Genomic DNA, 14,909 nt, shown 5'->3' with positions numbered 1-14,909 from the left:
TTAATCCCCTTTCAAGATATTTCCGTAATCTCTTCTATTATCTCAGTGTTAACACGCATTGTAAATGAGTAGAATGGAAAATAGAACTAGTTATTTAGGATCAATTTTCAGCCTGCAGCATCCGGTAAGCCAGTAGTGCCATTTCCAGGCAACGACGTTTGTCAGGGTCTGCCAGATTTCCCTCTATGATTTCATTAATTTTATCCAGCCGATTATAAAGGGTCTGTCTGTGAATGTACAAAATTCCGGCGGTATCACGCTTGGAACCATGGGATTTAAAGTAGGCATCCAGTGTATCCAAAAGCTGCATATGGTGCTCACGATCATGCGCAATCAGCCCACCCAAATGGTCCTCTACGAACTCTTGTAGAAAAGGAATGCGGGGCACCGCCTTCAACAACTGATAGATTCCGATGCTGTCGTAAAATAACCGATCCTTCATGACTGGGACGCTTCGTGCCACTTCAATGACCTCATATGCCTCTTCAAAACTGCGATCCGTCCCCGTCATGCGATGCCTTACCTTACCAAAGCCTGCATGAATGCGCACCTTATCAAGCTGTCCTGCGGCATAGTTCTGAATATATTGAACTGTATGGGCAAGCACTTTTTTCATTTGCGCTGCGGAACGTAGTGTTAATTCCTCCTTGGCACAAAGGATGTAACACTGACTCCCCTTCATCATCAACAGATTGTGCAACGTTTCTTTTTTCAACAATGAACGAAGTAGCACTAGCACATCCTGATTGATGGACTCCTTGCGTACCTGACTGGCATCTTTGTCCTGATGTTCCACCTCAATGACCCCTGCCCAAAATAAATACTGTCCCTTCGATAACAATCGCAGGCCCATTCGGGTCTGGGCCTGTTCTTCACTGGGAAGCTGCCCGCTCAGCACATCCTGAATCAATTCATTTTGATTACGCAGCAATCGGTCTTCAAGAAACTGTGTTCTCAGCACCAATGTAGCGGCTGCCTTGGCCGTGTAATCGAGCAGCAGCGACATTTCTTCTGTCGGCATTTCACCATGCAGCACCAAACCTACTGCGGAAAACACCTGACCGAAGCATACAACGGGCTGGAACAACACGGCAGTGGATTCATTCAGGTGAAACAGCAGATGCCCCTCCCGATCGGCGGTCATACTAGATTCCACTTCATGGGCATAAAAATCTGCAATACGGTCCGCTAGATCCGGCTGGACGGAAGGTACGAATCGATTGGTATCAATGGAAGACATGTAGATGACCTGCCGGGCTGCATAGTCATGGAGCACACGCAAGAGGGCGCTCATATCAGTACTGCGCAGGGTTTCCTGCTGAAGTTGACGTGAAAATCGTTCCAGATCTTTTAGGAGTTCATGATGTCGGTTAATAAGTAGGGAATGAATATCTTGTGTAATTTCAACAAAACGTACTGGCTGCTCAAATACGATGACCGGGAAGTGATGTCGTTCCGCCAACTCCAGAATTTCAGAAGGGATTTCATGAATGCTCGTGCCCAGCTCCACACACAATCCCGCAGCTTCCGAGCGGATCAGTTGCTCCATATACTCGGCGCGCTCTTCCCCCTTCCGGGTAAGCCACAGGCCGGTCGTCAAAATCAAGTCATGACGGCTCACAAACGGAGAGACATTTGTGATTTCTAGCACATGGACCCAACCCACACGGCGATGTACGCCCTGTTCCCCCGCCGCCAGCTTCGCCCGCCGGAAAACGGGACGTTCCAGCACATCCGCAATGGTAAATGTTTTTTTACCGTTCATCGGCATTCTCCTTATGTATATGTCTTTATGTCATTTTACATGACATATATTCATCAAAAAGTCGAGCCTTTAAGTCAGATAATCCGACAAAATGTATGATGTCAAGGAGCTTCACCCCTTGTAAACTGTACCTAATCTAACATGAATTGCATTTATCGGCTTGAGTCCATGTAACTAATCAGCAGGCTGCATAAAAATGATAGTGAAATTTTCTTAACCATTATTTTTAGGAGAGGTGAATGAAATGAAAATTGGGGTTCCGAAAGAGATTAAAAACAATGAGAATCGTGTCGCTCTAACGCCCGCAGGTGCAGCTCAAATGATCCAACACGGACATCATGTGTTTGTGGAAAGCCACGCAGGTGTTGAAAGCGGCTTTACGGATGGAGATTATGCCACTGCGGGTGCGACTCTTGTGCAGCAAGCTGCGGACGTGTGGTCCCAGGCGGATCTGATCATCAAGGTAAAAGAGCCGCTCTCCTCTGAATACGGATATTTCCGACCAGGATTGATTTTATTCACCTATCTGCATTTGGCCGCCGAGCCAGCACTGGCCCGCGCTTTAACAGACAACGGTGTAGCCGCTATTTCCTATGAGACACTAGATGTTGAGGGCAGCCTCCCGCTGCTTACTCCGATGAGTGAGGTTGCCGGTCGAATGGCTGTACAAATTGGAGCACAACTGCTGGAAAAACCAAAGGGTGGCAAAGGCATCCTGCTGGCAGGTGTGCCGGGGGTCAAACGCGGTAAAGTGACCATTATTGGCGGAGGGGTGGTCGGTACCAATGCTGCCAAGGTCGCCATCGGTCTCGGGGCAGATGTGACACTAATCGACCTAAGCCTGCCAAGACTGCGCCAACTGGATGATATTTTTGGCAATCAGCTCCATACGCTAGTGTCCACCCCGTCCAACATTGCTGAAGCCGTGGCGCAAAGTGATTTGCTGATCGGCGCTGTCCTAATCACTGGTGCCAAAGCTCCGCGGCTCGTAACGGAAGCCATGGTACAGACGATGCAGCCCGGTTCTGTGATTGTGGATGTCGCCATCGACCAAGGCGGCATTGTCGAGACGATTGACCACATTACGACACACGACCAGCCTACCTATGTGAAGCATGGCGTCATTCACTATGCGGTAGCAAACATGCCGGGCGCGGTACCGCAAACCTCGACGCTGGCCCTGACGAACGCGACACTCCCCTTTGCTCTCCAGCTCGCAGATTTGGGTGTGCAGGAGGCGCTTCGCAGAAGCAAACCACTGCTTAGTGGCACCAATGTCCTGAATGGACATATTACCTACGAAGCGGTCGCACGTGATCTGGGATATCCCTATGTTCCCGTGGAACAGGCATGGCAGGCGAAAGCCTTACAATAGAAACAGCTCAAAGAACCACACGCTCTTCCCAGCAGGGACCGAAGCGTGTGGTTCTTTTTGTACTAGCTATATTCACCGTACTTACTGCATTTCAGATATTTCTGACGAAAGGAACGTTTGAAGACGGCGATAAATATCTGTGATTTCTTCCAGCGACATGCGCACCAGTCCGCTAGACGAAGGTGCCACAAATTCATGCATCTCAGGAATTAGCGGTTCAGGCTGAAATCCCCAATCTACTTTGGATCTTTTACTGTATTCGGTGTACACGCCTTTGCCGACAAAGCAAGCAACCTTCGGGCGGTATTCCTTTAGCTTCTCGTATAGCTTCAGACGTCCTTCGGCGTATTCCTCGCGTGCAATGTCCTCCATTCCCCTCGTGGGACGGGAAACAATGTTCGTAAAACCAAAGCCCAGCTTCAGCAGCTCCCGATCTTCCGATGGATTGTACAAGCGAGGTGTCAAGCCTGCTCCCTCAAGTATGCGCCAAAAGCGGTTGCGCGGATTCGCATAATGATGTCCTACCTCGCCTGATTTCAGGCTGGGATTAAAGCCGATGAATACAACGGATAATCCATAATCCAGATGATCATCTACCTCATGCAGTTCTGTCTCTCGCTCTGTCATGGGCTCCTCCTTCCTCAAACCATATCCAGCGGCTGCTTCCGCATCGGCGGAGGAAAAGCTTCGTCTATTTGTTGAAGTTGTTCAGGGGTGAGCCGAATACTTGCTGCCGCTGCATTTTCTCGTACATGCGATTCCTGTACCGCCTTCGGAATGGCCCAGACATCACCGTCTCGTATGACCCACGCAAGCGCAATTTGCGATGGAGTTACCCCGTGGCTGGCAGCAATGTCTACCATAACAGGATGCTCCAGCAGGCCCCGTCGCAGGCGACCACCTTGGGCAATCGGGCAATAGGCCATCACAGGCACTCCATTCGCACGGCTCCAAGGTAGCAGATCATATTCGATGCCCCGCGAAGCCGCGTGATACAGCACTTGATTGACAGCGCAGGCTTCGCCTCCACTCAGGTTCCATAGCTCCTCCATGTCGGACTTGTCCAGGTTGGACACTCCCCAGCTGCGGATTTTGCCCTGCTCACGCAGTTGTTCCATACCTTCTATTGTCTCTTCCAGTGGAATATTCCCTCGCCAATGCAACAAATACATATCCATGTAATCCGTTCCCATGCGGGTTAAGCTCGCTTCGCACGCTTGAGCCAGTCCTTGGCGGTCCGCATGATGAGGGTAAGCCTTGCTGACAAGATAGACATCGTCCCGGCGCCCCTGAATGGCCTCTCCGACGATCTCTTCTGCGCCGCCCTCCGCATACATTTCAGCCGTGTCCACCAGCAACATGCCCAGCTCGAAGCCAAGTTGAAGCGCACGCACCTCCTCCTGCCGAAGTGAGGCTTTTTCGCCCATATTCCACGTGCCCTGCCCGATGAGCGGTACTTCACGACCGTCCGTCCATGTGATCACACTTTTCTTATGTTGGCTCATATGCATTCCCTCCTTAGGAGCCTGGTGTCACAGGCTTATCAAAGACATGGCTCTGCGTCCAATGCTGTCCACCATCCGAGGTAGTGTACATAACTGGGGCCTGCTCTGAGTCCGAAAAAATAGCCCAGCCTTCTTTGGCATTTGCCATCCCGATTTGCTGACCGCCATAACCGTCAAAGCCTTGCTTTCCATTGTTCCACGTCTTGCCGCCGTCAGTCGTCCAGCCAATCGTATTGGGCTTGTCGCACGGTGCGCAATAACCGCCCATCCATGCGGTAATGCTATTAACCGCATAGAGCATACCTGGTGCCGCCCCTTCATTTTTAGGAACCTGATTGTCTTGCTGGCTAATACCTGGTGCCGGGCCACCGCCAGCGGTGGCATTCGCCAGTACAGGACGCCAGCTTTGTCCACTATCGGCAGTATGCCAAAGCGAATACGACGTCTGATTCATCCCCGTATCTCCAACCAGCTCGATCCACGCGTTGCCACGTTCTACCGAACGAATAATGGCTCCATTTAGAGGCGCCTCCGTTGTCCGTGACATGACAGTAGTCCACTTTTGGCCCCCGTTAACGGTATGTAAAATCTGGAATGAACGGTCTGTGTCCTGCGTAACCGCCCAGCCGTTTTGCCGATCATGGTAATATGGCTGTCCTACCATGTGGCCAGGCACGGGGAGCGAAGACCAGCTTTGCCCGCCATCCTTCGTATATTGGTTGCCACTGAACCCTTCCTTGGATGATACAAAGTGTAAAAAGCCCGTTTGCCCTTGCTCAGGTACAGTCCCAACAACCTCCCAGCGTTTGCCGCCATCGCGAGTGGCCAGCAGCGATCCGCTGTCTGCCATAACAGTCCAGCCTTGCTGCCCGTTCAAGGCAAAAATCTGCTGAACCGTACCTTGGCCCTGATATTGCACATTCCACGTCGATCCGACTGAACCGGATGCAGACGCGTCCGTTCGGGCAATCCAGCCATTTCCGCCGATCCAGCCGGATTGGCCGTCGATCAAACGCAACGCGGTAATATTGTCCATGCGGACTTTCGCTATAGTAGTGTCTGTGGTTGCTTGTCCTCCTGTTTTCGGTGTATCTACAGTCGCTCCCGAACCATTCGCTTGTGCCGAGACGGCACCCTTTTGCTCATTTTGAGCCGTTTGTCCTGTTTGCGAACTTGTTTGTGAGCCTGTTTCACACCCCGCTGTCACTATGGCTACGGCGAGTAAAAGCACCCAGACCGATGTTTTTTTCTTCATTTTCGTTCATCCCCTTATGTTGGTGATATACATGGCTGTGCGGGTATTGTATTCACAGCCATGTATATTCTATGTATTACCCTGCTGTCTTCGTTTCACTCTTAAGGTGAATATACGGAATGGACTGAATGCAAACCAACGTTACAGGATTACGAGTTTACAGGAACAAAGCCGCCTTTTTCGATGGCCCGAGTTCCTTCTTCACTTTGCAGCCATTCGAGTAATCGTTGCATCGAAGGGCTTGGTTCCTCGCCTTCCCGTGTGACTACAAACAGTTGAGCTGTGAATGGATATTGCTTCGAGCGGATGTGCTCTTTGTTCGGCTTCACTCCATCAATAGACAAAAATTTGACCTCTTGACGATTATGCATCACATTTGCAAAATAATAAAATGAATATCCGAGCGCGTTGTGATCCTTGTTAAAATCTGCGACTGCATTAATCATACCACCCATAATGCCAATTTGTAGTTCACGTGGCGGGTCAGCCATTTCATGGCCTGCCATCACTTTCTTTTGCATATATGTCTGACTGCCTGAATTTTCTTCTCGCTGATAAGCAATGATCGGCTGATCCTTGCCCCCTACTTCATTCCAATTACGGATAGCCCCTTCATATATACGGCGAACCTGCTCCGAAGAAAGTCCTCTAACCGGATTGTCTTGATGTACGAGGAAAATAAACGCATCCCACCCAATGGGTGTGAGCTTCATTTGTATTCCCCGACTTTTCGCCAGCCGCAGTTCCTCATCGGAAGGACCAGCCACCAGAATCAGATCCGCCTTCTTTTCGATCAAATTGACATATGCCTGATGGGTCGTGTTGAATCTCAGTTCGTGCGCTGCTCGCGCCTTGCTCATTCCGGTCAGTTCATGCAGCATATCCTGCGCAAACGGAATGGCCGCTGTAGCCCCGTCAACTACCGGAAAATCTCTCTCTGCAATGTATGGGCGTTGAGGAAGCATCAGTGTAATCGTCAGCACAATGACGAGCGCAGCAGATATCGCAGCAACAATCCATTGCCATCTATGATCCACCTTACCATTCTTGTCGATTAGCGCTGGATAACGATTCACCCCAACTCCTACTACCATGCCAACTATCGGCAGCAGTGCAGCCAGTAGAAACCAGATTTCGCCATGCTGTGTATATGGACCCAATACCTCTAACACAGGCTCCGCCCAAGCATGATAGAATGAAAAGAGCCCCCACGCCCCTCCCGACACTTCAGCAGGTTGACCACCAGACCCTTGTATTCCTACAATCCACAACCACAGCCCACATAATAATGATAATAGCCCGGTCAGCATCAGCGAAAGCTTGCCCATGCTGGACATACGCGCACTCAAGGCACCATAAGCTGCAAAGATGAGACCGATAATCCATGCATATAGAAGCAGTATTACAATCACAGTTGTATCCGTTACACCTTCATGCCTCAGTAGAAGCTGCACTTGGGGTGCCACAACCATACTCCAAACTACATTAAACATGACTGAAAACAATCCAAACATAAACGTACCGCCCAACCATGGCCAAAACCATGCTGTCCGAACAGACTCATCCTTTTCCGGCTTGGTTATAACTCCCTTTGGATCAGACATGTACATCCCCCTATAACTAATTGAATGAAATGAGACAGAAGCCATTGCTTCTTCATTGTACAATTATGGTAAAGATTAGTATACGAGAGGAGGAAAAAAAAGCCTTATCCGATCTTCCCAGCGATGAATTACTCAAGCTGCGTATGGCAAAAAAGGCCTCCCCCACGGGAAAGGCCTTTTTGTCATCGAATCTTCTTTATATTGCTCTGGCATGGATCAAAAAACGGTGCTGCTTCACGTCCCAATAGCCATCACGTTTAATATCTAAATACAGACCATATAGCTGTTCTATATATTTCTCCGGCTGAAAGTCTGTAATCTGCCATTCGATTGCTTTTAAGTAATAGACAATCGCTCCAATATCGTAAAAGCGCTGTATCGGAAACTGTTCCTGCTGCTCTAAAATTTCGAAGCCATTGCTTTTCAAACCTGCAAGTGCTTGAGAAAGGGTCCAGTCCGCATACTCGTAATCAGGTGCTCCCAAACGGTCGTTGATGCCCGCACAATCTAGGCCCCCTACCTGTTGAGTCAAAAACGTCCCACCTGGTCGCAAAATACGCCGTACCTCCGTTGGCGAAAATGACTCATGCTTATTCAGCACGAGGTCGAACCCGGCATCGCCAAACGGAAGGGAATCGCCATCCTGTATAGTCATAACGCGCACACCCAGCGGCTCCAATCTTTCCTTGGCGATAGGAACATTCGGTGCATACGCTTCTGTCGCACATACGATCTCTGGAAAAGGGCGTAGCCGAGATAATAGCTCTCCCCCGCCTGTTCCCATATCCAGCATCGCCTTGGATGAATGAATAAACTTCATAGCCTTGCTGACATAAGACCATTCCAAGGGCTCGCTCGCCACACGTCCCGTATCCGAGATGAATGAAAAATCCCATCCGGAAAATGACTGCTTATAAGTCTCCAAGAACTGTAGAAATTCACGATCTTCTGTATATTTCATATTATTTTTGCTCCTCCACCATTGAGCTGTACGTTATTGAACTCTTCTCTCTGTATGTTCTACGTTCTATCTCTCTGTGCATCTATTTTATGTCATCTCTAATGTGGAGGAGCTCTTGCCCGTCGATCAGGTTGTTATATGTCGTGTCCCAACCATCCCATGTTCATCTACCTCCGTCCATATGCCATCCAAACCAGATGCTGTCCCACTTAAGGAGCTGTCGGTAATGCCTTCGCAAGCTCCGGTGTGATGTCTTTTGAGGTTAATAAGTAATAAATCGTATGAAAGCCGGAACCGCTGATGGACTTGATTTTAACTTGGAACAGATAAGTGCCTTTCTCTACTTGTGGATCATAGCTGTAGTCATTTCGGTTATCCAGCACAGTATTCCAAAGTTTTGGATCTTCAATTGTGGTGACTTTATACTTCTGCTGCAATATTCTGAACAAATTCGCTGGTTCAATATACTTACCGGGCTGATACGACTTCTTCTCTTGAGAAACCATTGGAATAGCTCGAATCGATATAATGTCTTTCGACGTGACAATCACCTTGTCGGCGTATCCTTTGCGTTCCAGCCAAGCATTCAGCTTGTGGAAGGATATACGCCAATTAAAGGAGACAGTGCGAGTCCACTCTGGTTCTTCTGACAAAATAGATGAAGGTTTGTTCACAATATTAATATTCCCCAACGCGTAAGAACCTGCCTGCATTTCACTATAGCTCATGCCCAAAACTTCTTCTTTCAATACAGCTTCAAATTCACGAATATCTTCCGGATCAGTCAGAACAACTCGCCGTTCATTATCATCTGCCGATTGAATGCTGATCGTCTCCGCTTTACCATACAGCTTATCAAGTGAGTAGCTTACTGTTTTGTAAGGCTCAGACAGCATCACATTCGCCAGCGCTGCCCGGAAAGGCTGCTCTGGAAATGTATAGCTACGAGTCATAATGGTACCATCGTCCAAACGATAGGCAATGGATATCATTTGTTGCGGTTCTTTATTGGACCCAGCCGACTCTCCAACTGAGTGTGCACTTACAAGCTCACGCTGTAAATTCAGCACAGCAGCAATAAAAACTTTATCTTGCGAAAAATAGAGATTTTTCTGTGTCGCTCCCCCGTCCAGATACAAATTTTGCCCAGCATAGACTTGCTCGACTGAATGAGCGGTTGGAATCCGTTCCTCGTAGCCTATCCAACTAGACGTGGGGATGTACATTGCCAGACCCAAAACTGCCCCATATGCAACCAGCTCCAGCAAAGCGCGAATACGTACAATTTGCCATGTCTTGCGGATGACCATCTCCACAGCAATATAACCTAAAATAGCTCCAAGCACATACCCGAAAATTGACCAATCTCTCCCCTGGCCTCCTGTGCTATAAAAATATTCTCCTATCAGCAACATGGCACATAACATGACCCCTGCCTTAAAAAAGGGCTGAAAGAAAGTAAAGGCCATAGCCTGTGTTGCCTTTTCTACCAGCCGCTTGCGATATAACACATAGCCTAAAATCACAAACAGCAAGGAAACACCCATATAAATAAGCAGCTCCACATATGAAAATACGCTACTCGACAAATCCATAATGCGGACGAACGGCGATAAACTATACCAAATATTATTGCTGCTACGCAACCCCACGCCATTACCGTTCTGAACAATGGTTCCCAAAATCTGAGAGTAACCATATAGATTGTGCCCCAGAAAACGACTTATCATGGAGTACAAGAAAAAGGGCAACAACAGCAAAACATACACTACAACAGCTTGCAACAGCGATTGTCCTACACAGATACCTACAAACACGGTAAAGGTAAACAGGAAAATCGTAAGGACGGATACGACCAAAGCCCACGATCCAATATCATTGATATAAAAAATATAAGATAGTTCAACCGACGTATTTAGCAGGGCAGTTACTCCCGCGGTCAGCCAAATAGGTACGAGTAAAAGGATAAGGCCGCTAATTAAATGTGCCGATAACAGATGCTCTCTGCGTAAAGGAAGACTATGGTATAAATCTGATGAACCCTTCCGCTGAATAAAACGAAGCAACATCACGCCCGCCAGCACAGGCACAGTCAAGAAAATAATATTTTGCAATTCATTTCCTGGGATTGTACTATCGAACAAGCTTCTCAAAACCGTGGGCACTCGCTCGTTTCCAGTACTCATAAATAGTGGCAGTGGCACCGTAAACAATAACCCCGCCAAGTACAATAGACCGATCCAGCCATGCTGTCTCAGGCATTGGCGAATTACGCCGCCGCTACAGAAGAATCGGTTGGATGTCATAACCTGCGTCCTCCATTTCATAAATGAAAATTTCTTCAAGCGTCAACGGCAGCAAATCAAACACATGCGGCTCATACGCCTCAATCGTCTCTGCAATCCGCTCTCGTTCCCCCCGGATAATGAGCAGCAGAACACTGCCCCTCCGCTCCTTATGTACAACCGAAAGTTGTCCACATACGGTTTCCTCATGCGTGCTTTCACGAAAGGCAACCTGCACCTTATGCGTATCAGACTTGAGGTCGTCGACCTCTTTTTCCAACAGCATCCGCCCCTGGTGCATAATGCCGACGTGATCACACATGTCTTCTATTTCACGCAAATTATGAGATGAGATCACGACGGTCATCTCGCGTGCAGCGGTTTCCTGGAACAGTAAATTTTTGATCATTCTACGCATCACCGGGTCCAGCCCATCAATCGGTTCATCCAAAATGAGCAGCTCAGGCATACAGCTCAAGGCAAGCAAAAATGCAGCCTGACGCTTCATCCCCTTGGAAAAACGGTGAAGCTTTCGTTTAGGATCTAGCTTAAAAATCTCCGTAAGCTGTATGTAGCGTTCCTCGCTCCAGCTCGGATAAATGGAGCGGTAAAACCGGGCCATCTGACGAATTGTCGCTTGCGGAAAAAAATAGGGGGTGTCTGGCATAAACAGAATGTGCTGCTTGACTTCTGGCTGCTCATATACGGACTGTCCGCCAATCAGTACCTTTCCTGCATCCGGTCGGTAAATCCCGGCGATGATTTTGAGCAGTGTTGTTTTCCCCGCCCCGTTTGAGCCCAGCAGTCCAAAAATGGAGCCCTTCTTCACTCTAAGGGCGAGCTGGTCGACAGCCTTTTCTTCTGTAAATGTCTTTGTGACTTCCCTTAATTCAATCAAGGGACATCCCCCTTTCCTTTGTTTGCATAGCTTCCACGTATATGTCGTCCACTTCCTGCTGTGTAAAACCGAAATGGACAGCTTCGATCATCTGTTTTAACAATGCCACCCGAATCTCATCCCGCTTCATTTGTTGCGGCTGCTGCTGGGTAGGCGTGACAAAGCTGCCTTTGCCCTGAACGGAATAGATATATCCTTCGCGTTCCAGCTCGCGATACGCCTTCTGAATCGTATTCGGATTCACCGTAAGTTGAGCGGACAATGCCCGTACAGAAGGCAATTGCTCATCCGGCTCAAGTGATCCGTACACGATCATTTCCTTTACCCTGTCCATAAGCTGTTCGTAGATCGGCTTGCGGCTGCGGATATCCAGCTCGAACATGGACTTCCTCCTTTCAGGACTTATTCTGATTCACTTGTATATACTGAACTGTTCTAACTGTACTATCATTAATAGTACAGTTAGAACAGTTTGTCAATCTTTTCTTTGGGTATTCCTTACAAAAATAACCGTGATGCATGATGCATCACGGTTATCTCTTTTTAGCCTTCCTTTGATTCATAAGGTTCATCACGGCTTATATTCGCAAGCGTTGAACCTTCCGGCAGCTTAAGATCCAGTTGGAACCGGAACGTCGCTCCTCTGGCCTCATCGCTATCTACACCAATGGAACCCCCCATCAGCTTGACCAAGTTTTTACAGATGGACAATCCTAGTCCTGTCCCTCCATATTTTCGGTTCAGTGCCGGATGAAGCTGGGAAAAAGGCTGAAACAATAGATGTTGGCGGTCTGCTGGAATACCGATTCCAGTATCAGTAACACTGAACTCAATCAGGCATCTATTTTTACGACGGCTGTAAGCCTTTCTCTCCACAAAGATATTTACACGCCCTCGCTCCGTAAATTTGATCGCATTACTCACCAAATTCACTAGCACCTGTCGAATACGCACATGATCACCGACCAGCATTCCCGGCATTTCCTGATCCACATGCCATTCCAGCTCAATGCCTTTTTCCATAGCCTGCGTCCTGAATAGGTCAGCCACACTGCCCACCACATTATCTAGCACAAAGGACTCGTGCAGCAAAGACATTTTGCCAGCTTCGATTTTGCTCAAATCCAGTATCTCGTTCAATATCTGCATTAAAGCACCGCTGCTGCTGGTAATAATGTCTATATAGCTACGCTGCTCCTCATCCAATTCAGTATCTGCCAGTAACCCTGCCATACCTATAATGCCGTTCATCGGTGTACGGAGCTCATGGCTCATCACAGAGAGAAACTCTGACTTGGCTCGATCGGCGCGCTCGGCAGACTCCTTGGCCCGAATGATCTCCTTTTCATTCGTCCTGTCTACAAAAACCATCACAGCCCCTTTTCGCTCGCCATTATCCATCAAAGGGCTGATTCGATAGGAGGCCAGAAAGCTGGACCCGCCTTTTTTCCAAAATACAGCTTCCTCTGCCTGATAAGAGGCTCCGCTTCGAATCGCTTGAAGAATAGAGGACTGTTCGTCCGGAAAGTGACTGCCAATTTCGTCAGCATGGCGGATCAAGTCTATGCATGCGCCATTCAGCGGTTTGGCCGATCCTACGCCGAACATCTCGACAGCTGCCGGGTTCATAAAGCGGACATGTCCTTCGGTACTTAAACCCACAATTCCTTCGGATACGGCATTCAAAATAAGCGAATGCTCATTACTAAGCTTCTCAATTTGAGCAATGTAGCTTTTAAGAGGGGTAACATTTTCTATAATCCCGTAGCAGCCTACAATTTCATCTTGTACGAAAATCGGAATATTCGTCATCTTGATGAATAGACGCTCCCCCTCCTTATGTATAAATTCCGATTCATAGGTTTGCGTCTCACCCTGCTGGGCCAGCTCCATGTGACGCTTGATTTTATCCTGTTCCTCAGAGGAAGCCATGATAAGTATGTCAGCCCCAAGCAACTCATCCTTCGTATAACCCGTAAGCTCCTCCAAGCTCGGATTCACACTTAAGATATGACCTTCCATATTCACGGCGCATATCCCGAGTGGATTATGCTGAAATAGTGACTTATAGCGGTTTTCACTTTCACGCAGGCGCTGCTCCATTTCCCGGTGCTCTGTAACATCCTGGATCATACCCACCACTTGAACGGGCTTGCCTGCATGCTCGTCCATTTCAGCTTCCCAGATTGAACGCAGTACCTTTTGTTCCCCATTCGGCAATACAATTCGGTAAAAGGTCTCTTCGTGTATTCCCTTCAATATAACGTTGGTGATAATCTGTTTCATGCGCTCTGTATCTTCTGGATGAACAGCCGCCATGAACGCGTCAATACTTGTTTCAACCGGCTTGACACAATAGCCAAATATGCTGCGAAATTCCTTGGAAAAATGCATAACATTGTTGACCAGATCCCAGTCCCATGAGCCGAACATCGCCAACTGTTGAGCTTTTGCCAGGTTCTCCTCGCTCTTCTGGCGCTCTGTGATATTTCGTCCGATGGATAGAACTCGCTTGATTCTGCCCCGTTCATCCCGAATAATGCGGTACGATACTTCTAGCCACAAATAGTGCCCGTCCTTATGACGAACACGCCGCTTCATGATGCCTGTTTCCTTGAACATTCCATGTACACGCATGTAATCGGCATCTTCGACATGGTAAAATTGCAATCGTTTTTTCCCAAGCATCTCCTGTTTCGTATAGCCTAGGAGTTTTTCCACCGAAGGAGAGATATATTGGAGTATGCCGTCCGCCGTGCTATATGAGATAACATCCGGCGTATTTTCCGTAATCAGCATATACAAATCCTCATTATCCGAGAGCACCTGCTCCATGTCCTTTTTCTCCGTGATATCCATTGCATACGCAATCAAATATGATTGCTCGGTAGCCTCATCATCAAATATGGTTAATTCCAGCGATAGCCAGACGGATGTTCCCCGTTTATGTTTCAAACGTAGCTCTGTCTTATAGACTTGATCCGTAGCCTGTAGCCAACCTGCGTAAGCCTCCCTCAACCCTCGCTGATCCTGAGCCTCTTTATACAAGAGATGGTAATATCGGATATCCAGTAATTCCTCCTGCTCATATCCGACCATTTTGCAAAAGGCGGGATTGACGTACAGGCACTTCCCTTCCCTCGACAAAATCACGATTCCTGTCGGGGCATGATTATACATATGTTCCAGCAAAGGTAGTCGTCGAGCAGCAGAAAACACAATCAATCTCCTCCTTTGTAGTCTGGCAGTTTTATCCAATTG

11 protein-coding genes are annotated in these 14,909 nt (G+C 48.1%); 1 reads left to right on the top strand and 10 read right to left on the bottom strand.

Annotated elements, in window-relative coordinates:
- Window positions 1-100: 100 nt before the first annotated feature.
- Window positions 101-1,765 (bottom strand): PucR family transcriptional regulator, encoded by a 1,665-nt coding sequence (locus MKY98_RS05665; protein WP_069010358.1) that lies wholly within the window; start codon window positions 1,763-1,765, stop codon window positions 101-103.
- A gap of 244 nt (window positions 1,766-2,009) precedes the next feature.
- Here MKY98_RS05665 and ald point away from each other — a divergent pair, with 244 nt between their 5' ends.
- Entirely contained in the window at window positions 2,010-3,140 is a 1,131-nt protein-coding gene (gene ald / locus MKY98_RS05660; protein WP_069010357.1) for an alanine dehydrogenase, read from the top strand.
- 81 nt (window positions 3,141-3,221) lie between these two features.
- Here the strand turns inward: ald and MKY98_RS05655 are convergent, their stop codons facing one another.
- The 9 genes from MKY98_RS05655 to MKY98_RS05615 form a co-directional block, all read right to left on the bottom strand.
- Window positions 3,222-3,767, bottom strand: a complete 546-nt coding sequence (locus tag MKY98_RS05655; RefSeq protein ID WP_029516095.1) for a mismatch-specific DNA-glycosylase — start codon at window positions 3,765-3,767, stop codon at window positions 3,222-3,224.
- Between the two features lie 14 nt (window positions 3,768-3,781).
- The gene (locus MKY98_RS05650) at window positions 3,782-4,645 is read right to left on the bottom strand and encodes an aldo/keto reductase (RefSeq protein ID WP_069010356.1); all 864 of its coding nucleotides are present in this window, start codon (window positions 4,643-4,645) and stop codon (window positions 3,782-3,784) included.
- Between the two features lie 13 nt (window positions 4,646-4,658).
- Window positions 4,659-5,900: a WD40/YVTN/BNR-like repeat-containing protein gene (locus MKY98_RS05645; RefSeq protein ID WP_069010355.1), complete on the bottom strand. Its 1,242-nt coding sequence runs from the start codon at window positions 5,898-5,900 to the stop codon at window positions 4,659-4,661.
- 149 nt (window positions 5,901-6,049) lie between these two features.
- Entirely contained in the window at window positions 6,050-7,504 is a 1,455-nt protein-coding gene (locus MKY98_RS05640) for a PstS family phosphate ABC transporter substrate-binding protein (protein ID WP_069010354.1), read from the bottom strand.
- A 196-nt stretch (window positions 7,505-7,700) separates the two neighbouring features.
- Window positions 7,701-8,465, bottom strand: a complete 765-nt coding sequence (locus MKY98_RS05635) for a class I SAM-dependent methyltransferase (protein ID WP_069010353.1) — start codon at window positions 8,463-8,465, stop codon at window positions 7,701-7,703.
- Window positions 8,466-8,674: 209 nt separating this feature from the next.
- On the bottom strand, window positions 8,675-10,771 hold the full coding sequence (locus MKY98_RS05630) for a multidrug ABC transporter permease (RefSeq protein ID WP_069010352.1): 2,097 nt from the start codon (window positions 10,769-10,771) through the stop codon (window positions 8,675-8,677).
- Window positions 10,746-11,648: an ABC transporter ATP-binding protein gene (locus tag MKY98_RS05625; protein WP_025723753.1), complete on the bottom strand. Its 903-nt coding sequence runs from the start codon at window positions 11,646-11,648 to the stop codon at window positions 10,746-10,748. The genes MKY98_RS05630 and MKY98_RS05625 overlap by 26 nt, the downstream gene beginning before the upstream one ends.
- Complete coding sequence (locus MKY98_RS05620) at window positions 11,641-12,030, bottom strand: GntR family transcriptional regulator (protein ID WP_069010351.1); 390 nt, start codon at window positions 12,028-12,030, stop codon at window positions 11,641-11,643. The genes MKY98_RS05625 and MKY98_RS05620 overlap by 8 nt, the downstream gene beginning before the upstream one ends.
- 161 nt (window positions 12,031-12,191) lie before the next feature.
- Window positions 12,192-14,867, bottom strand: coding sequence for a PAS domain S-box protein (locus MKY98_RS05615; RefSeq protein WP_069010350.1), 2,676 nt, complete (start codon window positions 14,865-14,867; stop codon window positions 12,192-12,194).
- Window positions 14,868-14,909: the final 42 nt, after the last annotated feature.

Source organism: Paenibacillus sp. FSL M8-0228, assembly GCF_038007385.1.
GTDB lineage: Bacteria > Bacillota > Bacilli > Paenibacillales > Paenibacillaceae > Paenibacillus > Paenibacillus polymyxa_D.
Note: the sequence above shows the minus strand (reverse complement) of the source record. Positions and strands in the feature narration are given on the sequence as shown.

Excerpts from the sequence above, each read along its gene's own strand:
- MKY98_RS05655 (WP_029516095.1), bottom strand. The coding sequence starts at position 3,767 with ATGACAGAGCGAGAGACAGAACTGCATGAGGTAGATGATCATCTGGAT.
- MKY98_RS05620 (WP_069010351.1), bottom strand. The coding sequence starts at position 12,030 with ATGTTCGAGCTGGATATCCGCAGCCGCAAGCCGATCTACGAACAGCTT.
- MKY98_RS05630 (WP_069010352.1), bottom strand. The coding sequence starts at position 10,771 with ATGACATCCAACCGATTCTTCTGTAGCGGCGGCGTAATTCGCCAATGC.
- MKY98_RS05640 (WP_069010354.1), bottom strand. The coding sequence starts at position 7,504 with ATGTCTGATCCAAAGGGAGTTATAACCAAGCCGGAAAAGGATGAGTCT.
- MKY98_RS05635 (WP_069010353.1), bottom strand. The coding sequence starts at position 8,465 with ATGAAATATACAGAAGATCGTGAATTTCTACAGTTCTTGGAGACTTAT.
- MKY98_RS05665 (WP_069010358.1), bottom strand. The coding sequence starts at position 1,765 with ATGAACGGTAAAAAAACATTTACCATTGCGGATGTGCTGGAACGTCCC.
- ald (WP_069010357.1), top strand. The coding sequence starts at position 2,010 with ATGAAAATTGGGGTTCCGAAAGAGATTAAAAACAATGAGAATCGTGTC.
- MKY98_RS05645 (WP_069010355.1), bottom strand. The coding sequence starts at position 5,900 with ATGAAGAAAAAAACATCGGTCTGGGTGCTTTTACTCGCCGTAGCCATA.
- MKY98_RS05650 (WP_069010356.1), bottom strand. The coding sequence starts at position 4,645 with ATGAGCCAACATAAGAAAAGTGTGATCACATGGACGGACGGTCGTGAA.